Source organism: Microbacterium sp. (assembly GCF_052102115.1).
GTDB lineage: Bacteria > Actinomycetota > Actinomycetes > Actinomycetales > Microbacteriaceae > Microbacterium.
In genome coordinates this window covers 1-19,537 of record NZ_JBQDVP010000023.1, presented here as the reverse complement: position 1 = coordinate 19,537, position 19,537 = coordinate 1, and the positions used below count along the sequence as shown (strand labels likewise).

Sequence of the window (19,537 nt, the reverse complement as noted above, 5' to 3'; positions counted from 1 at the left end):
GTAGCATCTCCCGGAGAGGAGGCCGCGATGCCGATCAGACAGCTGGTGATCAGCGCGACTGACGGCTTGCATGCTCGTCCGGTCGCCGATCTGGCTCGTCTGGCCCGCGCGCACCCCGATCCGGTGAGTCTGACCACGACGAGCGGGGTCACCGTCGACGTGGGCAGCGTCCTGGCGGTGATGGACCTCGCGCTTTCCCCCGGAGATGCCGTCCGGCTGGAGACGTCCGCCTCGGCAGCCGCGGAGCCCGTGCTCGATGCGATGGCGGCGGTCCTCGACCCGCGCGGCTGATCAGCCGTCGATGACGGCGACGAGTTCGTCGAGGAACGCCTCGAACGTGGTGCCGCGTCGGACGATCCGCTGCACACTCTCCCGCTCGCTGAACACCTCGACGAGCTGTTCGAAGACGGTCTGGAACGCGGTGCGGTCGCTCTCGCTGAACGCGGCGAGGGCGACGACCTGCACCCGCCCGTCGCCCCAGGCGACGGATCCGTCGGCGACGCCGATCGCGATCGCGGTGCGTTCGGCGGTCATCTGCAGCGCGTGCGGCACGGCGAGCGCATCGGTGAACGCTGTCGATGACATCCGCTCGCGGGCGATCGTGTTCTCGACGTAGTCGTCGCCGATGAGGCCCGATGCCGTCAGCATTCCGCCGAGCCGTCGGATGATCGCCTCTGCGCCCTCGTCGGGCAGCGGCTGCAGGTACGCGTCCGGCGAGAAGTAGCGCGAGAGCTCCTCCCGCAGTCGGTTGAGGCGGCGCGCACGCCGCAGGCGCGCGGCGGTCTGCGACACGCGCTCGACGTCGGCGTCGGTGAGGAACGGCTGGATGCGCACGTACCGTTCGCCGCTGGCGCCCGGATCGATGGTGGTGAGCACGAGATCGGTGTCGATGCTCTCCCAGTCCGGGTCGACGGTCGTGACGACGCCGGTGACCTCGACCGATGACCCCAGCGACCGGTCGACGCTCGAGCGCAGCAGTTCGTGCAGCTCGTAGTAGCCGGGGCAGACGATGGTGGCGGTGAGGATGGACTCTGCCTTGCGGCTGCGCTCGAGCCGTCCGCCGATGTGCATGGCGATGTACGCGATCTCGTCGTCGTGGATCGGGGCGCCGAGCCGGTCGTGCAGACCGCTCGCGATCGACACAGCGACCTCGAAGATCATCGGATACGCCGACTTCAGCGAGCGGGTCAGCGGATTGCGCGTCCAGGCCTGCTCATCGGCGCGGCGCAGCAGATTCTGCACGTGCAGTGCGAGACGGAGGATGAACTTCTCGTCGACGAGGTCGACCTGGTAATCGGCGGCCGCTTGGACGATCTCGGTCCGAACCGCCGCCTCGATGCCGGGGGCGACCCCGCTGCGCACGGCGTCGTCGGCTGCCGCCTGCCCCGGAGCGATCGCGCGCGTGAGCACGAGGGTCGCCAGGTGCGCGCTGTCCCCCTCGCCCAGCGCGACGCCGAAGTGCTCGGCCGCGAGGTCGCGGATCACGGCCCCGAGTTTCGGGATCTCCTCCCACGTGCCGGTGACGGGGGTCTCCAACGCGCGACCGGCCGAGACGCGGTCCGCGGCGATCGCGATGTGCAGCAGGACGTCCGAGATCGCCAGCTCATTGACGTAGTAGCCCAGCGCACCGAGCTCGCGCACCAACTCTGTCTTGAACGGCCCCACCGCGTGTGCCGCCACTGCGGTGCCGGTCAGCGCGCGGCGGATGCTCTCGGGGTGGAACGATCCGGCATCCATCTCATCGTGGGCCAGTCGGCTCAGCAGTCGGCGCTGGGCGATCTCCGCGCCGCTGAGGCGCACCATCTCGCGGTCGCGCTCGAGTCGGAGCGCCATGCCGTCGAGCAGCCCGCGGACCCGCGCGAGGTCGGCCTCAAGGGTTGCCTCGCTGATGTGCAGCCGACCGGCAGTCTCATAGAAATCGATCCCGTCCGTCGCATCGAGCAGCATGCGCACCAGCGCGTGCAGCCGGTCACGGGGCGCAGACTCGTTGCCCGGGCGCGCGCGCAGCGCGTCGTGCGCGCCGGCCCCTGCCCGGTACCCGGCGGGGCCCGACTCGACGGCATCGGCAGCGGGGGTGCGGGCGTTGAGGGCGACGACGTACGAGCGGATGCTGCGCGGAGTCACACCCAGCAGATCGGCGAGACTCGCGGCGGTCGCCCACTCGTCCTGCCGGAGCAGGGTCTGCAGGAGGCGATCCTGACGCTGTCGCGACATGCCTCCCATGATGCCAGCACGCGTGGACGCCCGGGCGGAACCGCATGTTCCGCGGGGGCGGAAAGGAACGTGGTGGCGCCGCTCTCAGCGTTTTCCCAGAATGGAGAGAGCCTGACAGGGGTGTGTGGAAGAGGTGGCATCGATGAGGATTCTGGTGGTGTGCGGCGCGGGTGCGTCCAGCACCTTCGTCGCCCAGCGGTTGCGACGCGCCGCGTCCGCTGCGGGGCGTGACTGGGAGACCACCGCGGGCAGCGAGAGCACGATCGCCTCGGCCCCCGCCGATCTCGTGCTCGTCGGCCCGCACCTCGCCGACCGGATGCCGACGATCCAGGCCGCGACGAGCGCTCCGGTGGCCATCCTCCCCGACGACGTGTTCGACGACCGCGACGGCACCAGAACCCTCGCGATCGTTGAGGCCGCGCTGACTGATCCCCCACCCACCGCGAAAGGAACATCATGACCGAGATCTCCCGCACCGTCCGCATCGGCTCCTCCCACGGGCTGCACGCCCGCCCCGCGAAGCTGTTCGCACAGGCCGCGAAAGATGCCGGCATCCCCGTCACCATCGCGAAGGGCGACGGCAAGCCGGTCAACGCCGCCAGCATCCTCGGTGTCATCGCGCTCGCCGTCGAGCATGGCGACTATGTGACGCTCGCAGCCGACGGCGACGGCGCCGAGGCGGCGCTGGACAAGCTCACCGAACTGCTGACCACCGACCATGACCAGGAGCCTGCCTGATGGCCGAGATCCGGGGCGTCGGCATCGGACAGGGCGTCGCTCAGGGCGCCGTGGTCCGCATGGCCGAGGCTCTTCCTGCTCCCGAGAACACACCGAGCACGATCAGTGCCGAGGCCGAGCGCGCCCGAGCACGCGAGGCCGTTGCCGCCGTCGCCGGTGAGCTGCAGCAGCGGGCCGAGACCGCCGGAGGCTCTGCCCAGGACGTGCTCGAAGCCCAGGCCATGATCGCGGAGGACCCGACTCTGCAGGACGAGGTCGACTCCCGCATCGATGACGGCGGCACCGCCGAGTGGGCGGTGCACGACGCCTTCGAGGGGTTCAAGGCGACGCTCGAAGCGGTCGGCGGCTACCTCGGCGAGCGCGCGGCCGACCTCGACGACATCGCCCAACGGGTGCTCGCGCACCTGCGCGGCGTCGACGCCCCCGGCGTCCCCGATCCCGGCCACCCGTTCGTCCTCGTCGCCCGCGATCTCGCGCCGGCCGACACGGCGCTGCTCAAGCTCGACCAGGTGCTCGCGCTGATCACCACCGACGGCGGTCCGACCTCGCACACGGCGATCCTCGCCAGGGAGAAGGGCATCGTCGCCGTCGTCGGCGCGGTGGAGGCGGCATCGCTCGAGAACGGTACGACGGTGATCGTCGACGCCGCGGCGGGCACCGTTTTTACCAATCCGTCCGCCGCGCAGCTCGAACGCGCCGATGCACGCGCGGCGGCGCGCGCGGCGGCCGTCGACGCTCCGCCCTCCCCCGGCGCGCTCGCAGACGGCACGCCCATCGCTCTGCTGGCGAATCTCGGCAAGCCCGCCGATGCGGCCGATGCCGTGGAGCGCGGTGCGGAGGGTGTGGGCCTGTTCCGCACCGAATTCCTGTTCCTGTCGGCATCCCAGGCGCCCACCATCGCAGATCAGCGCGCGACCTACCAAGAGCTGCTCGCGGCCTTCAGCGGTCAGAAGGTCGTCGTGCGGATGCTGGATGCCGGTGCCGACAAGCCACTGGCCTTCCTCAACGACGCGCACGAGGAGAACCCCGCCCTCGGGCTGCGCGGGCTCCGGTCGCTGCGGGCGAGCGAGGACATCCTGCGCGAGCAGCTCACCGCTCTGGCCGAGGCCGACGCCGCCACGGACGCCGATCTGTGGGTGATGGCGCCGATGGTGACCACGGTCGAGGAGACGAAGTACTTCACCGATCTCGCACGCGAGTACGGGCTGAAGACGGCGGGCGTCATGGTCGAGGTGCCCGCCAGTGCACTGCTGGCGGATCGGGTGCTCGCCCACGCCGACTTCGCCTCGATCGGCACGAACGACCTCACCCAGTACACGATGGCCGCCGACCGCATGCTCGGCTCGGTCGCCGGGTTCCAGGACCCGTGGCATCCCGCCGTTCTGCGCCTGGTCGGCGAGGTCGGCGCCGCCGGTGCCCGCACCGGCAAGCCGGTGGGCGTCTGCGGCGAGGCCGCGGCAGACCCGATGCTCGCGCTGGTGCTCGTGGGCCTCGGCGCCACGAGCCTGTCGATGGCCCCACCGGCCCTCGCCGATGTCAGACTCGCGCTCTCCGAGCGCACCCTCGATGAGGCGCGGAGCCTCGCCGAGATCGCACTGGCTGCAGATGACGCCGCCGGTGCACGCAACGCCGTGGCGGCAGCCGTCGCGGATCTCCCCTCACAGCAGAAAGAGACGACATCATGACGACGACGTCAACCGCCGCCCCGAAGAAGGGCGGCCTCAGAGTCGGCGTGCAGAGGTTCGGCACGTTCCTCTCCGGCATGATCATGCCGAACATCGCGGCCTTCATCGCCTGGGGCTTCATCACGATGCTCTTCATCCCCGCCGGGTTCTTCGGCGCGGAGAGCCCCTTCGGGTGGCACTGGGCACCGGTCGCCGAGATCATCGGCGGCGGCGGTGACTCCGGCGTCATCCTGTGGCAGGGCGCCATGACCGCCATTGCCGAGGGCGACGGCGGGAACATTCTCGCGTACGTCGGACTCGTCGGTCCCATGGTCACGTATCTGCTACCGCTGCTCATCGCGAACATGGGCGGGCGCATGGTCTACGGCGAGCGCGGCGGCGTCGTCGCCACCATCGCCACGATGGGCGTCATCGTCGGCACGAACATCCCGATGTTCCTCGGTGCGATGATCATGGGCCCGCTCGCGGCGTGGATCACCAAGCAGATGGACAAGCTCTGGGACGGCAAGATCCGCGCCGGCTTCGAGATGCTGGTGAACAACTTCTCGGCCGGCATCCTCGGCATGATCCTCGCCATCGCCGGCTTCTTCGCCTTCGGTCCGGTGATGCTCGGCATCAGCACCGTGCTCGGCGCGGCCGTCGACTGGCTCGTGCAGCTGCAGCTGCTGCCGCTGGTGTCGATCATCGTCGAACCGGCGAAGGTGCTGTTCCTGAACAACGCCATCAACCACGGCGTGTTCACCCCGCTCGGCATCGAGCAGGCCACCGAGACCGGCAAATCGATCCTGTTCCTCATCGAGGCCAACCCCGGCCCGGGTGTCGGGCTGCTGCTCGCCTTCACGTTCTTCGGCGTCGGTGCCGCCAAGGCTTCCGCTCCCGGAGCTGCGATCATCCAGTTCTTCGGTGGCATCCACGAGATCTACTTCCCGTACGCGCTGAGCAAGCCGACCACCATCCTCGCCCTCATCGCCGGAGGCGCGGCAGGCGTGACGACGAACATGCTCCTCGGCGGCGGTCTCGCATTCCCGGCTGCTCCGGGAAGCATCATCGCCGTGACGGCGGCTGCCATCGGACCGGGCATCTGGAACCTGGTGGTGGTCTACCTCTCGGTCGTCATCGCAGCCGTCGTGACGTTCCTGATCACCGCGGTCATCCTGCGGGCGTCCCGCAAGCGCGATCTGGCGGCCGAGGGCGACAGCTTCGGCGCCGCCATCGCGCAGACCGAGGCGAACAAGGGCAAGAAGTCCGAGCACCTGTCGAACCTGGCAGCTTCGGCCGCGACGACGGAGTCCGCCCCCGCCACCACCGCCGTCGCCACGGCACCGATTCAGAACATCGTGTTCGCATGCGACGCCGGAATGGGCTCGTCCGCGATGGGCGCGAGCGTGCTGCGCAACAAGCTGAAGAAGGCCGGGATCACCGACATCACGGTCACCAACCAGGCGATCGCGAACCTCGACGGCACCGCCGACCTCGTGATCACCCAGCAGCAGCTGACCGATCGGGCGAGGGACAAGTCCCCGAACTCGGAGCACGTCTCTGTCGACAACTTCATGAATGCGCCGCAGTATGAAGAGGTCGTCGAAAAGGTCAAGTCTCAGCGAGAGGAATCAGAATGAGCGTTCTCACGATCGGCCAGGTGCGCATCCACCCCGGAAGCGCAACGCAGGAGCAGGCACTGCAGGAGGCCACGGACATCCTCGTCTCCGCCGGTGCGGTCACGCCCGCCTACGTCGACGCGATGCGTCTGCGTGAGCAGACCGTGTCCACGTTCATGGGCAACGGCCTCGCCATCCCGCACGGCACGAACGAGACCAAGGAATCGATCCTCGCCTCGGGTCTGTCCGTCGTGCGCTACGACGGCGGTGTGGACTGGGCCGGCGATCAGGCGACGTTCGTCATCGGCATCGCCGGGCAGGGCGATGAGCACCTCGAGATCCTGTCGCAGATCGCGATCCTGTTCTCCGACGAGGACGACGTCGCGAAGCTCAACGCGGCGCAGACCCCCGATGAGCTGTTCGAGCTCCTGTCGGCGGTGAACGAAGGATGAAGGCCGTCCACTTCGGCGCCGGCAACATCGGGCGCGGCTTCGTCGGGCTGCTGCTGCACGAGGGCGGGTACGAACTCGTCTTCTCCGACGTCGCCGGCACCCTGGTGGACGCTATCAACGCCACTGACTCGTACACCGTGCATGAGGCCGGTCCCGGCGGCGTCGACCGCGGCGTCACCGGGTACCGCGCACTCAACAGCGCGGAGGATCCGGATGCCGTGGCCGATGAAGTCGCGACAGCCGATGTCGTCACCTGCGCGGTGGGTCCGACGGTGCTGCGGTTCATCGCCCCGGCGATCGTCGCCGGTCTCACCCGCCGCGACGCCGCTCTCGGGCCGCTGAAGGTCATGGCGTGCGAGAACGCCATCGGGGCGACCGATCAGCTGCGCGGCGAGATCGAGAAGGCGGCCGGGGACGACGCCGTCGAGCTCCTCGCCCGTGCCGTGTTCGCGAACACCGCCGTCGACCGCATCGTGCCGGCGCAGCCCGCCGCCGGCGGCGTCGACGTCACGGTCGAGCCGTACTTCGAATGGGCCATCGAACGGGGGCCCTTCGGCGACGATCTGCCGAACATCCCTGGTGCGCATTTCGTCGACGATCTCGGTCCGTTCATCGAGCGCAAGCTCTTCACCGTCAACACCGGCCACGCCGCCACCGCGTATTTCGGCGCTCAGGCGGGTATCGAGCGCATTTCGGATGTCCTCTCGGACCCGTCGATCGCCGCGCGCGTCGGGGCGGCGCTGGAGGAGACGTCGGCGATGCTCTCCGCCGTGCACGGACTGGATCCAGCCGACCTCACCGCGTACCGGGCGACGATCCTCGACCGGTTCCGCAATCCTGAGCTCGTCGACACCGTCCAGCGCGTGGGGCGCCAGCCGCTGCGCAAGCTGTCCCGGCACGAGCGGTTCATCGGTCCTGCCGCGCAGGCGGCAGAGCACGGCATCCCCACCGCGGCACTGGTGGCCGCCGTCGGCGCAACGCTCGCCTTCGACGACCCCGAGGACGAGCAGTCCGTCGAACTGCAGCGGATGCTGCGCAGCGACGACGCCAACGCGCTCACCGCCACCGTGACGGGGCTGGAACCGCAGCATCCGCTCTTCGCCGCGGTCCGCGACGTGTTCGCGGCCCGCATGCGAGAGGCCTCCTCAGGCTGAGGCGCTCCTCGCACGCCCGCGACGCCTAGTCTGAGTTCGTGCAGAGATCACGGGGCAGACGCGTCCTCCGATGGACGATGTGGGGCGTGGGCGCCGTGCTCGTCCTCGCCGTCGGCGGCACGCTCGCGTGGACCCAGATCGGAGTCATGACCGCTGAAGAGGGTCCGCTGGCGGACGCGCGGGCCAACCCGAACATCACGATCGACGATGCTCCGGAGGGAATCGTGCTCGCGCCCGCCGACGGCGATTCGGCTGCCGGCCTCGTGTTCGTTCCCGGCGCGAAAGTCGATCCGTGGGCCTACGTCGCCGTTCTTCAGGGCACCGCCGAGGCCGGCACGACCGTGGTGATCACCCGTCCCTGGCTGAATCTGGCGTTCTTCGACCTGCGCGGCCTCGATGCTTTCACCTCTGCGGCCCCCGAGATCAACGAGTGGAGCGTCGGCGGACATTCCCTCGGCGGAGTGCGGGCGTGCCAGCTCACCGAGGAGGCCGAGGCACTCGTGCTGTTCGCGTCATACTGCTCGGCAGACCTCGCCGGCGCCGACCTCGACGTGCTCAGTCTGTCCGGGAGCGAGGACGGACTCTCCACCCCTGCTGAGATCGCCGACAGCCGGCATCTGCTGCCCGCGACCGCCGAACTGATCGAGATCGAAGGTGCCTCCCACGCATCCTTCGGCGAATACGGCCCGCAGAACGGTGACGGCACGCCGACCATCTCGGCTGCCGAGATGCACGCGACCGTGACGGAACTGGTCGTGTCGTTCTTCGCGGACTGATGACGGGCCGGCGCCGCGCCGCTCACGACGTCTGGAAGCCCTCGGCGATCAGCTCGACGAGCTCTTCGCGCTCTTCGACCGGCAGGAAGGCCGCCGCGGCGGCGTTGAACTGGAAAGTCTCCAGGTCGTCGAGGTCGTAGCCGAACGCATCGACGAGCAGCGCGAGCTCGCGGGTGAGCGAGGTTCCGCTCATGGTGCGATTGTCGACGTTCACCGTGACGGCGAAGCCGAGCTGATACAGCAGGTCGAACGGGTGGTCGGCGAGCTCGGTGCCCCACGCTTCGATCGCCGCGGTGTGTACGTTGGACGACGGCGACAGCTCGAGCGGGATCTCACGGTCGCGCACCCAACGGGCGAGGTCGCCGAACTTCACCTGCACCTCGTCGCCGTCGCGGCCCATGACCTCGAGATCCGACACGATGCGCACGCCGTGTCCGAGCCGCAGCGCCCGTCCGTCGAGCAGCGCGCTGCGGATGGATGCCAGACCGGCAGCCTCACCGGCGTGCACGGTGACGGGCATGAAGTTCGCGGCGAGCAGGTCGAACGCCTCGCGATGGTCGGAGGGCGGGAAGCCGTCCTCGGGGCCGGCGATGTCGAACCCGACCACACCGTCCTCGCGGTGATCGAGGGCGAGCTCGGCGATCTCGACGGCACGGTCGTTCTGGCGCATCGCGCTGAGGATCTGACCGACCCGGATGCTGTGCCCGGCGCTGTCGGCGGCATCCTCACCCTCTTCGAGCCCCTGCTGGACGGCGTCGACGACGTCGTCCAGCGACAGTCCGCCCTGCAGATGCTGCTCGGGCGCCCAGCGCACCTCGCCGTAGACGACGCCGTCGTCGGCGAGGTCTTCGACGAACTCCCGGGCGATCCGGGTGAGGCCCTCCGCGGACTGCATGACGCCGACGGTGAGGTCGAACGCCTTCAGGTACTTCACCAGCGATCCGGATTCGGCCTGCGACCCGATCCACTCCTCGAGCCCGCGGCCCGAGGAGGCCGGCAGCTCGAGTCCGATCTCCTCGGCCAGCTCGACGACCGTCGCCGGGCGCACGGCGCCGTCGAGGTGGTCGTGCAGCGAGATCTTCGGCAGCGAGCGCAGCGATACGCCCTGGATTCTGACGTCACCGTCGGATGCGATCGACATGTTTGTTGTCCTCCCGATGGCGGGTCGTTGAGCGAGCGGAGCGAGACGAAACGCACTGAGCGAGCGAAGCGAGTCGAAGTGGCCTTCGACAGCGAGGCGCATACAGCCTACGCGGTGATGCGCTCGCGGACGAGGGGGCCGATCTCGGGCGCGGTGTCTGTGACAGCCCACGCTCCCTCGAGCGCCTCCAGCGCACGGGGGAAGCGCGCCTCATCCGCTGCCGACAGGGTGAACAGCGGCTGCCCCGCCGCGACGCCGTCGCCCGGCTTGGCATGCAGGTCGATGCCGGCGGCATGCACGACCGGATCCTCGGCTCTGGCCCGCCCGGCGCCCAGGCGCCACGCGGCGACGCCGAACGGCAGGGCGTCCATCCGGTTCATCACGCCGTCGGCCTCGGCCGTGACGACGTGCGTCTCACGAGCGGTTGGCAGCGTCGCATCCGGATCGCCGTCCTGGGCGCGGATCATCGCCTTCCAGGTGTCCATCGCCCGTCCGTCCGCCAGCGCGGCCTCGACATCGGCATCCGGCTGTCCGGCCACGGCGAGCATCTCGCTGGCGAGTGCGAGGGCGAGCTCGCGCACGTCGGCGGGGCCGCCACCGGCGAGGATCTCGACCGACTCGCGCACCTCGTTCGCGTTTCCGATGGCGAGCCCGAGCGGCACGTTCATGTCGGTCAGCAGCGCCGTGGTCGCCACCCCCGAATCGGTGCCGAGCGCGACCATGGTCTGCGCCAGCTCGCGGGCGCGGTCGATGTCCTGCATGAAGGCGCCGGAGCCGAACTTCACATCGAGCACCAGCGCATCAGTGCCCTCGGCGATCTTCTTCGACATGATGCTCGAGGCGATCAGCGGGATGGCCTCGACAGTGCCCGTGACGTCCCGCAGCGCGTACAGCTTCTTGTCCGCGGGGGCGAGTCCTGAGCCCGCGGCGCAGATCACCGCGCCGACATCGCCCTGCATCTGCGCGAACATCTCGTCGTTCGACAGCGCGGCGCGCCACCCGGGGATCGACTCGAGCTTGTCGAGCGTGCCGCCGGTGTGGCCCAGGCCGCGCCCGGACAACTGGGGAACGGCGACACCGAAGGATGCCACCAGCGGCGCCAGCGGCAACGTGATCTTGTCTCCCACGCCCCCGGTGGAGTGCTTGTCGACGGTGCGCTTGCCGAGACCGGCGAAGCTCATCCGCTCCCCCGAGGCGATCATGGCGTCGGTGAGCACGCGGATCTCGCTTCGCTCCATGCCGCGCTGGAAGATCGCCATCGCGAACGATGCCATCTGCGCGTCGGAGACGTAACCACGGGTGTATGCGTCGACCATCCAGCGCAGCGCCGGCTCGGGGACGGCGCCGCCATCGCGCTTGGCGCGGATCACATCGATCGCGTCGAAGGCCTCCACGCTCACCGGACATCCTCCAGGTCGCGCGGCCCGAAAGCATCGGGAAGCACTTCGTCGATGGTGCGGATGCCGGAGACGGTCTCGAGCAGCATCTCGGGCATCGCGTGCTCGAACAGCAGCTGCCGGCAGCGGCCGCACGGCATGATCGTCTGACCATCGCCGTTCACGCACACGAAGGCGACGAGCTGGCCGCCGCCGGACATGTGCAGGTCTCCGACCAGCGCGCACTCGGCGCACAGTCCGACGCCGTACGAGGCGTTCTCGACGTTGCATCCCGAGACGATGCGTCCGTCCGAGACGAGGGCGGCAGCCCCCACCTTGTAGCGCGAGTACGGGGCGTACGCCTTCTGCATGGCGTCGGTGGCGACGTGACGAAGCTCGTCCCAGTCGATGTCTGTCATGGCTCCTCTAGCTCTTGGATTTTCAGTTCTTGCGTTTCTAGCTCTTGATATAGGGCTCGCCGGAGGCGGCCGGCGCGCGCGAACGCCCGACGAGACCCGCCACGGCGAAGATGGTCACCACGTACGGCAGCATCAGCATGAACTGGCTCGGCACCGGAGATCCGATCACCGACAGCACGCCCTGCAGGTTCGTGGCGAAGCCGAACAGCAGCGCCGCCAGCGTTGCGCGCACCGGGTCCCACTTGCCGAAGATCACGGCGGCCAGGGCGATGTAGCCGGCACCCGCGGTCATCTCGCGACCGAACTGCGGGTTCGTGACCAGCGTGTAGAACGCACCGCCCATGCCGGCGATCGCGCCGGCGAGCATCATGTTCCAATAGCGGGTCGGCGCCACCTTGATGCCGACCGTGTCGGCCGCCTGCGGGTGCTCGCCCACGGCGCGAAGACGCAGCCCCCAGCGGGTGCGGTACAGGCCGTACCAGACGAGGAACACGGTGACGTACATCAGGTAGACGATGATCGTCTGGCGGAACAGCACCGGCCCCAGCACCGGGATCTCGCTGAGCAGCGGGATCGGGATCACGGGGAACAGCGGCGGCGAGTTCAGCGTCTGCGGATCGGCGCCCAGAACCTGCCGATACAGGAACGTCGTCAGTCCCGCCACGAGTACGTTCAGCACCACGCCGACGATCACCTGGTTGACGTAGTAGGTGATGGCGAACACGGCGAGCACGAGCGAGACGAGCACCCCGGCGACCATCGCGGCGATGAGGCCCGCCCACGGGCTCCCGGTCGCCGATCCGACGAGTGCGGCCAGGAAGGCACCGGCGAGCAGCTGCGCCTCGATGGCGATGTTGACGACACCGACTCGCTCGCCGATGACGCCGCCCAGGGCACCGAAGATCAGGGGTGTGGCGAGTGCGAGCGCACCGCCGAGCAGGCCGATCATCGGAAGCGTTCCCCCGGCGGATGCCCAGGCGAGGAAGCCGATCAGGAGCACGGCGACGTAGACGACCGTCAGCCACAGCGGCAGGCGGCGGCGCGCGACCGTCCATGCCGCCGACAGTGCCGTGATCCCGGCGAGCAGGACGACGGCGACCCACGCCGTGGCGGTGGCCGGCAGCACGAGCTCCGGCAGCTGGATGGCGGCGTCGGCAGAGCGGACGAGCCGGAACGTGCTGTCTCCCTCGCGCGGGACGAGGAGCGGCAGCAGCGCGAACAGGATGGTGAACAGGCCGAAGATGATCGGCGTCTTCCAGGAGGTGACGGTGACGTGACGCTGCTCGTCGCTGACCACCGCTTCGGCCGTGATGGTCATGCGGACACCTCCTCGGTGATCTGCGCCGCGTTCTTCTTCGGCTTCTTCGGCTTCTTCTTGCGCGCTCCGGGCTGGGGCAGGCCGAAGATCGCGCGCACCAGCGGCGGAGCGGCGATGAACAGCACGATCAGCGACTGGACGACGAGCACGATCTCAATCGGCACGTTCTCGGACGCCTGCATCGCGAACCCGCCGGCCTTGAACGCGCCGAACAGGATGCCAGCAGCCAGGATGCCCAGCGGCGTGGAGCGACCGAGCAGGGCCACGGTGATCGCATCGAACCCGATGCCGGCGTCGATGTCGCCGCCGAACCCGCTGGTCACCGTGCCGAGCACCTGGCTGGCCCCGGCGATGCCGACGAGGCCTCCGGCGATCACCATGACGAGGAAGTACATCTTTCCGACGCTGATACCGGCCACCTTCGCCGCGCTCGGGTTCTCCCCCACCGCGCGGAATCGGAAACCGAGGCTCGAGCGCTCCAGCAGCCACCAGGTGAACGCGACCCCGATGAGCGCGAGGATGAAGCCCGCGTGCAGGTTGTACTGCGGTCCGAGGATCTCGGGGAGGATCGCCGATTCGGCCATCGCCGCCGTCTTCGGGTTGTTCGAGCCCGGCGCCTGCAGGATGCCCTGCGTCGCCAGCATCCACGCCAGCAGATAGAAGGCGATGTGGTTGAGCATGATCGTCACGATCACCTCGTGCGCCCCCGTTCTCGCCTTGAGGATGCCGGCGATGCCGGCCCACAGCGCGCCGGCGACGATGCCGGCGATGACGGCGACCAGCATGTGCAGCGGCCACGGGAGGTTCATGCTCGTGGCCACCCAGCCGGCAGCCGCGGCGGCCATGAGCATCTGCCCCTGGCCGCCGATGTTGAACAGACCGGCTCGGAAGGCCAGGCCCACACCGAGGCCGGCCGCGATCAGCGGCGTGGCGAACTTGAGGGTCTCGGTGAGCGGCTTGATGCCGGCGGCGAAACCGTCGACGCGGAAGTTGTAGATCGCGCCCTGGAACAGCGCCACGTACGCACCGGAGATCGAGTTCCAGACGGCGGCGAGCATGTCGCCGGGCCGGGCGAAGAAGTACCCGGCGGCGCGCTGGACGTCGGAGTCGGTGAAAGCGATCATGATCGACCCGGCGAGGAGGGCGAGCACGACCGAGAGCACGGAGATCAGTCCGTTGCCCGTCACGATGCGCCGGAACGCACCGTGCCAACGGGAGGGTCCGGTACCGGCCGGATCGGCCGCGGGGTCGGTGCCGAAGTCCGCCGGTGACGACGCGATCGGCTTCAGCTCGGGGCCGGTCATGCGCTGGTCTCCTCGGTATCGGCTGCCGTCGCCGCGGCCGTCGTGTCGGTTTCGATCATGCCGGCCATCATCAGGCCGAGCTGCTCGCGGGAGGTGTCGCCGGGCACGATGCCGACGACCTTGCCGCGGTACATCACCATGATGCGGTCGGCGAGAGCCGCCGCCTCGTCGAGTTCTGTGGAGATCACGATCACGGGGATGCCCGAGTCACGGGTCTCGACGATGCGCTTGTGGATGAACTCGATCGATCCGACGTCGACGCCGCGGGTGGGCTGCGCCGCGACGAACAGGGACAGGTCGCGGCTGAGTTCGCGCGCGAGCACGACCTTCTGCTGGTTTCCGCCCGACAGGTGCCCGGCTGCCTGCGCCGCCCCCTGGGTACGGATGTCGAACTCGGCGATCTTCTCCTTGGCGAAGGAGTCCAGTGCTCCGAGCTGCAGCGTGCCCGCCTTCACGAACGGGGCGCCGACCGAGCGGTCGAGCATGAGGTTCTCGGCGATCGAGAACTCTTTGACGATGCCGTCGACGCTGCGGTCCTCGGGGACGAAGCCGACGCCGTCGTCGAGGATGCTGCGCACGGAGCGTCCGATGAGCTCGTCACCGTTCAGCCGGACGCTGCCCTCGACGCGCGGCTGGAGCCCGACGATCGCCTCGGTGAGTTCGGTCTGGCCGTTCCCCTGCACACCGGCGATGACGAGCACCTCGCCGCCGCGCACGCTGAACGACACGTCGTCGACGAGGACGGTGCCGAACGGGTCGGTGACGGTCAGCTCCTTGACCACGAGCGACTCGTCGCCGAGCTGGGGGGCATCCTTGTGCACGGTGAGTTCGACGGCGCGCCCCACCATCAGCGAGGCGAGCTCCTCGTTGCTGGCGGTCGGGGCCGCCTCGCCGACCACCTGGCCGAGCCGGATCACCGTGATGCGGTCGGCGACCTCGCGGACCTCGCGGAGCTTGTGGGTGATGAAGACGATCGAGGTGCCGGCATCCTGCAGCTGACGCATGGTGTTCATCAGCTCGTCGGTCTCCTGCGGCGTGAGCACGGCGGTGGGCTCGTCGAACACCAGCACCTTCGCGTCGCGTGAGAGTGCCTTGATGATCTCCACCCGCTGCTGCACACCGACCGGGAGGTCTTCGACTACGGCATCCGGGTCGACATGGAACCCGAAACGACCGGAGATCTCGCGCACCATCGCGCGAGCGGCGGCGAGGTCGAGGCGCCCTCCGAAGGTGGTCTGCTCATGGCCGAGCATGACGTTCTCGGCGACGGTGAAGACGGGGATCAGCATGAAATGCTGGTGGACCATGCCGATGCCGGCGGCCATGGCGTCGCCGGGGCCGGCGAAGTGCTGCTCGACGTCGTCCAGCAGGATCTCGCCCTCGTCGGCCTGGTACAGGCCGTAGAGCACGTTCATCAGCGTCGACTTGCCGGCGCCGTTCTCACCCAGGAGACAGTGGATCTCGCCGGGTTCGATCGTGAGATCGATGTGGTCGTTGGCCGTCAGCGCGCCGAACCTCTTCGTAATGCCGCGCAGTTCAAGCTTCATATTTCAGATCCTAATCAGCAAACGTGCTCCGCCCCAGGCTCCGGTGGGATCCGAGGGCGACAGCGAGGGGAGGTCGGCGGGTCGCCGACCTCCCCCGTGGTTCTTCCCTCGATCAGCCGAGGTAGGACTCGACGGTCACTTCACCGTCGATGATCTGCTGCTGCAGGTCCTGGACCGCGGTCCAGAGCTCGGGGTCGACCTTGTCCTCGAAGTTGTGCAGCTCGGCGAGGCCGACGCCCTCGTTCTCGAGGGTTCCGATGTACGCCTCGGGGTCGAACTCATCGTTCGCGCTGCTCATCGTCGCCTCGTAGGTCGACAGCTTCATGTCCTTGAGGATCGAGGTGAGCACGAAGTCGGCCGTCGTCGGGTCGGTGACGAACAGGTCGGCATCCGCACCGATCAGTGCGATGTCACGGCCGGACTCCTTGATGGCCTGCAGACCCGACTGGTAGATCGGGCCGCCGACCGGCAGCAGCACGTCGACGCCCTGGTCGATGATGTTCTGCGCGACGGTCTTGGCCTCGGGACCGGCTTCGAACCCGCCCGTGAACGAGCCGGTCTCGCCATCCCAGCCGACGACCTGGACGTCGGTGTCGTTCTGCTCGTTGTAGTAGTTGACGCCCTGGTAGAAGCCGTCCATGAAGATGGTCACGGTCGGGAACTCCTCGCCGCCGAAGGTGCCGACCTTGCCGGCCTCCGAGTAGCCGGCCGACAGATACCCGGCGAGGAACGCGGCCTGGGCGGTGTCGTACAGCAGCGGCTTGACGTTCTCGGCATCCTTCTCGCCGTCGAAGTCGTTGTCGGCGGCATCATCGACGAGGATGAAGTCGATGCCCTCGTTCGCGGTCGCGGCCTCGACGGTCGCAGCCGACAGCGCGAAGCCGACCGCGACGATGGCGTTGCAGCCCTGGGAGACGAGGCTCTCGAGGTTCGGAGCGTAGTCGGTGGCGCTGTTGGACTCGACATCCGTGGCCTCGACGCCGAGCTCGTCGGCCGCCTGTACGACGCCCTCGTAGGAGAGCTGGTTGAACGACTTGTCGTCGAACCCGCCGGCATCGGAGACGATGCAGGGCAGGAAGTCGATCGCTTCGCCGCCGTTGTCCCCGCCGTTGTCTTCGGGAGCTGCCCCGCAGCCTGCGAGTGCGACCGCGACGCCGGTCGCGACGAGCGCGGCAAGTGCGCGCTTCTTGGTGGAAATGGTCACGTAAGCCTCCACGACTACTGGCCTGCGCCGATCGCAAGGCCCCGTTCGGCTAAGTTACCGAGTGTTACGGCATCCGACATCACGAGTGCAGTTAATGGTTATGAACTCGCAATAGATTCGTGACGTACGCCTAGAGAACGTCGCCGCGGCCGGTGAGTTTCAGGGATTCGACGACACCCTTCACCCGCTGGGCGTGCTCGGTCGTCGTGACCAGCAGGGCATCGGGAGTATCGACGACGACGATGTCCTGCACGCCGACGAGACTGATCACCCGAGAGGTCTGGCTCACGAGGATCCCCGTCGCCGCATCCGACAGCACGCGGGCCCGCGGCCCGAGCACGGCGAGATCGTTCTTGCGCCCGCCCGCGATGAGCTTGGTCAGCGATGCGAAATCCCCCACGTCGTCCCAGTCGAAGTGACCGGGGATGACGGCGAGGCGCCCTCTGTCTGCGGCGGGCTCGGCGACGGCGTAATCGATCGCGATCTTCTTGATCGACGGCCAGATCCGGTCGACCGCTGGTCCCCGGCGGTCGCGATCGTCCCAGGCCTCGGCGAGTTCCATGAGCCCGGCGTGCAGCTCGGGTTCATTCGCGGCGAGCTCGTCCAGCAGCACGCTCGCCTTCGAGATGAACATGCCCGCGTTCCAGAGGAACGACCTGTCCGCGTAGTACAGCTTCGCCGTTTCGAGATCGGGCTTCTCGACGAAGCGCACGACCGTGGCCGCCTCCGGCGCACGATCGACGATCAGCTCGCCGCCCTTCTCGATGTACCCGAAGCCGACCGACGGCTCGGAAGGCTGGATGCCGATAGTGCAGATGTAGCCGTCCCGAGCGACCGCGACGGCCTGCTCCACCGCGAACTCGAACGTTCTCGTACCGCGGATGACGTGGTCGGCGGCGAACGAACCGATGATGACATCCGGGTCCCGCCGGTGCAGGATCGCCGCGGCCAGACCGATCGCGGCGGCAGAGTCGCGCGGTTCGGATTCGAGGAAGACGTTCTTGTCCGGGATGCCGGGGAGTTCGGCCTCCACCGCGGCCCGGTGCGCGCGGCCCGTGACGACCGCGATGCGATCGGGGCCGGTGAGCGGCTCCAGACGGTCCCAGGTATCGCGCAGCAGCGAGTTGCCCGACCCCGTCAGGTCATGCAGGAACTTCGGCGCATCCGCCCGCGAGAGCGGCCAGAGCCTGCTGCCGATGCCGCCCGCGGGGATCACAGCGTAGAAGTCGTCGAACGGCGCGGTCATGACCCCAGCGTACTGTGCGCGAGAAATCTCGATATCGAGATACTTAGGTCACCCTTCGTCGCTCGGGGCGTTCGATCGGGAATAGGATGGGACACGATCGGGCATGCCCTGCGGTCGGTTCGGACCCAGCGCGTGCTGCCGACCTCGCATCGATAGGGAGGACGACCGTGTCCGCAGGCACTCGCTTGGCACCGTCGATTTCGGAAACCACGTCCAAGTCCCCACGCGGCACGCTGTATCGCGGCCGTGAGGGAATGTGGTCGTGGGTGCTTCATCGCATCACCGGAGTCGCGATCTTCTTCTTCCTGCTCGTCCATGTGCTCGACACGGCGCTGATCCGGGTATCCCCCGAGGCGTACAACGCCGTGATCGGCACCTATAAGAACCCGATCATGGCCCTCGGCGAGGTCGTGCTCGTCGGCGCGATCGTGTTCCACGCCATCAACGGTCTGCGCATCATCCTCGTCGACTTCTGGTCGAAGGGCGCGCGCTTCCAGCGCCAGCTCTTCTGGGGCGTCATCGCGGTATGGGTCGTGCTGATGGCCGGCTTCGTACCTCGCCATCTGATGCTGGCCTTCGCCGGATTCGGAGGGGGTCACTGATGTCCGCGCAGACCATCGCCGCCCCGGCGCGCCGCCGCCGCGGCGTCAACCTCGAGAAGTGGGGCTGGGTGTTCATGCGAGCATCCGGTGTCGTGCTGATCGTCCTCATCTTCGGCCACCTGTTCGTCAACCTGATGGTCGGTGAAGGCATCCACGCCCTCGATTTCGCGTTCATCGCCGGCAAGTTCGCCACGCCGTTCTGGCAGTGGTGGGATGTGCTGATGCTGTGGCTCGCGTTCATCCACGGCGGCAACGGCATGCGCACGATCGTCAATGACTACGTGACGACCCCGAAGCTCCGCGCGGCCCTGGTGTGGGCGATTGGACTGGCCGCCGGGCTCCTCATCATCCTCGGCACCCTGGTCGTCTTCACCTTCGACCCCTGCCTCGGCGTGACCGAGTCGAGCACGCTGTGGGACACCTGCGTGGCAGCGGGCGTCGTCGGAAACTGAGAAGAGAGCAATAAGAAGTGACTACCGAGACTCAGGATTCCGTCGTTCGCGACGGTGTGCACTACCACCAGTTCGACGTCGTGATCGTCGGCGCCGGCGGCGCCGGCATGCGCGCGGCCATCGAGGCTGGCCCCGGCGCGAAGACCGCGGTGATCTCCAAGCTGTACCCGACGCGCTCCCACACCGGGGCTGCGCAGGGCGGCATGGCCGCCGCGCTCGCGAACGTCGAAGAAGATTCCTGGGAGTGGCACACCTTCGACACCGTCAAGGGCGGCGACTACCTCGTCGACCAGGACGCTGCGGAGATCCTC

The 19,537-nt window shown here is 68.5% G+C and carries 20 protein-coding genes; 11 read left to right on the top strand and 9 right to left on the bottom strand.

Translation table 11 applies throughout. The features are described from left to right. Positions 1-27: 27 nt before the first annotated feature. Positions 28-291 carry an HPr family phosphocarrier protein gene (locus ACTICP_RS08975; protein ID WP_441891545.1) on the top strand — a complete coding sequence of 88 codons (264 nt, stop codon included), beginning with the start codon at positions 28-30 and terminating at the stop codon, positions 289-291. Here ACTICP_RS08975 and ACTICP_RS08970 read toward each other — a convergent pair whose 3' ends face one another. Beyond that, positions 292-2,214, bottom strand: coding sequence for a BglG family transcription antiterminator (locus ACTICP_RS08970; protein WP_441891543.1), 1,923 nt, complete (start codon positions 2,212-2,214; stop codon positions 292-294). It abuts the gene before it with no gap. Positions 2,215-2,356: 142 nt separating this feature from the next. On the opposite strand from ACTICP_RS08970, the gene ACTICP_RS08965 reads away from it, so the two are divergent. From ACTICP_RS08965 to ACTICP_RS08935, 7 genes are read left to right on the top strand one after another with little or no spacing between them, the layout of a single operon-like run. Next, positions 2,357-2,674, top strand: coding sequence for a PTS sugar transporter subunit IIB (locus ACTICP_RS08965; RefSeq protein ID WP_441891541.1), 318 nt, complete (start codon positions 2,357-2,359; stop codon positions 2,672-2,674). After that, complete coding sequence (locus ACTICP_RS08960) at positions 2,671-2,952, top strand: HPr family phosphocarrier protein (RefSeq protein WP_441891539.1); 282 nt, start codon at positions 2,671-2,673, stop codon at positions 2,950-2,952. The genes ACTICP_RS08965 and ACTICP_RS08960 overlap by 4 nt, the downstream gene beginning before the upstream one ends. Next, the gene (gene ptsP, locus ACTICP_RS08955; protein WP_441891537.1) at positions 2,952-4,637 is read left to right on the top strand and encodes a phosphoenolpyruvate--protein phosphotransferase; all 1,686 of its coding nucleotides are present in this window, start codon (positions 2,952-2,954) and stop codon (positions 4,635-4,637) included. Before ACTICP_RS08960 ends, ptsP begins: the two co-directional genes overlap by 1 nt. Continuing rightward, complete coding sequence (locus tag ACTICP_RS08950) at positions 4,634-6,256, top strand: PTS mannitol transporter subunit IICB (RefSeq protein ID WP_441891535.1); 1,623 nt, start codon at positions 4,634-4,636, stop codon at positions 6,254-6,256. The genes ptsP and ACTICP_RS08950 overlap by 4 nt, the downstream gene beginning before the upstream one ends. Next, positions 6,253-6,687 carry a PTS sugar transporter subunit IIA gene (locus tag ACTICP_RS08945; protein ID WP_441891533.1) on the top strand — a complete coding sequence of 145 codons (435 nt, stop codon included), beginning with the start codon at positions 6,253-6,255 and terminating at the stop codon, positions 6,685-6,687. The genes ACTICP_RS08950 and ACTICP_RS08945 overlap by 4 nt, the downstream gene beginning before the upstream one ends. Further along, on the top strand, positions 6,684-7,841 hold the full coding sequence (locus ACTICP_RS08940; protein ID WP_441891531.1) for a mannitol-1-phosphate 5-dehydrogenase: 1,158 nt from the start codon (positions 6,684-6,686) through the stop codon (positions 7,839-7,841). Before ACTICP_RS08945 ends, ACTICP_RS08940 begins: the two co-directional genes overlap by 4 nt. A gap of 38 nt (positions 7,842-7,879) precedes the next feature. After that, entirely contained in the window at positions 7,880-8,617 is a 738-nt protein-coding gene (locus ACTICP_RS08935; protein ID WP_441891530.1) for an alpha/beta hydrolase, read from the top strand. Positions 8,618-8,639: 22 nt separating this feature from the next. Here the strand turns inward: ACTICP_RS08935 and ACTICP_RS08930 are convergent, their stop codons facing one another. From ACTICP_RS08930 to ACTICP_RS08895, 8 genes are all read right to left on the bottom strand, one after another. Beyond that, complete coding sequence (locus tag ACTICP_RS08930; RefSeq protein WP_441891528.1) at positions 8,640-9,758, bottom strand: adenosine deaminase; 1,119 nt, start codon at positions 9,756-9,758, stop codon at positions 8,640-8,642. A gap of 107 nt (positions 9,759-9,865) precedes the next feature. Next, positions 9,866-11,158, bottom strand: coding sequence for a thymidine phosphorylase (locus tag ACTICP_RS08925; RefSeq protein WP_441891526.1), 1,293 nt, complete (start codon positions 11,156-11,158; stop codon positions 9,866-9,868). Continuing rightward, positions 11,155-11,553 carry a cytidine deaminase gene (locus tag ACTICP_RS08920; protein ID WP_441891524.1) on the bottom strand — a complete coding sequence of 133 codons (399 nt, stop codon included), beginning with the start codon at positions 11,551-11,553 and terminating at the stop codon, positions 11,155-11,157. Before ACTICP_RS08920 ends, ACTICP_RS08925 begins: the two co-directional genes overlap by 4 nt. A gap of 37 nt (positions 11,554-11,590) precedes the next feature. Next, positions 11,591-12,871, bottom strand: coding sequence for an ABC transporter permease (locus ACTICP_RS08915; RefSeq protein ID WP_441891522.1), 1,281 nt, complete (start codon positions 12,869-12,871; stop codon positions 11,591-11,593). Then, positions 12,868-14,175 carry an ABC transporter permease gene (locus ACTICP_RS08910; protein WP_441891520.1) on the bottom strand — a complete coding sequence of 436 codons (1,308 nt, stop codon included), beginning with the start codon at positions 14,173-14,175 and terminating at the stop codon, positions 12,868-12,870. Before ACTICP_RS08910 ends, ACTICP_RS08915 begins: the two co-directional genes overlap by 4 nt. Then, a complete protein-coding gene (locus ACTICP_RS08905; RefSeq protein WP_441891518.1) occupies positions 14,172-15,722 on the bottom strand; it encodes an ABC transporter ATP-binding protein in 1,551 nt (516 codons plus the stop codon). The genes ACTICP_RS08910 and ACTICP_RS08905 overlap by 4 nt, the downstream gene beginning before the upstream one ends. Before the next feature lie 112 nt (positions 15,723-15,834). Then, complete coding sequence (locus ACTICP_RS08900; protein ID WP_441891516.1) at positions 15,835-16,926, bottom strand: BMP family lipoprotein; 1,092 nt, start codon at positions 16,924-16,926, stop codon at positions 15,835-15,837. Positions 16,927-17,056: 130 nt separating this feature from the next. After that, positions 17,057-18,172, bottom strand: a complete 1,116-nt coding sequence (locus tag ACTICP_RS08895) for a mannose-1-phosphate guanylyltransferase (protein WP_441891514.1) — start codon at positions 18,170-18,172, stop codon at positions 17,057-17,059. A gap of 167 nt (positions 18,173-18,339) precedes the next feature. Here ACTICP_RS08895 and sdhC point away from each other — a divergent pair, with 167 nt between their 5' ends. From sdhC to ACTICP_RS08880, 3 genes are all read left to right on the top strand, one after another. After that, positions 18,340-18,774: a succinate dehydrogenase, cytochrome b556 subunit gene (sdhC, locus tag ACTICP_RS08890; protein WP_441891512.1), complete on the top strand. Its 435-nt coding sequence runs from the start codon at positions 18,340-18,342 to the stop codon at positions 18,772-18,774. Beyond that, the gene (locus ACTICP_RS08885) at positions 18,774-19,226 is read left to right on the top strand and encodes a succinate dehydrogenase hydrophobic membrane anchor subunit (RefSeq protein WP_441891510.1); all 453 of its coding nucleotides are present in this window, start codon (positions 18,774-18,776) and stop codon (positions 19,224-19,226) included. The genes sdhC and ACTICP_RS08885 overlap by 1 nt, the downstream gene beginning before the upstream one ends. A gap of 17 nt (positions 19,227-19,243) precedes the next feature. Continuing rightward, on the top strand, positions 19,244-19,537 hold a 294-nt coding region (locus ACTICP_RS08880), incomplete at its 3' end, for an FAD-binding protein (protein WP_441891508.1).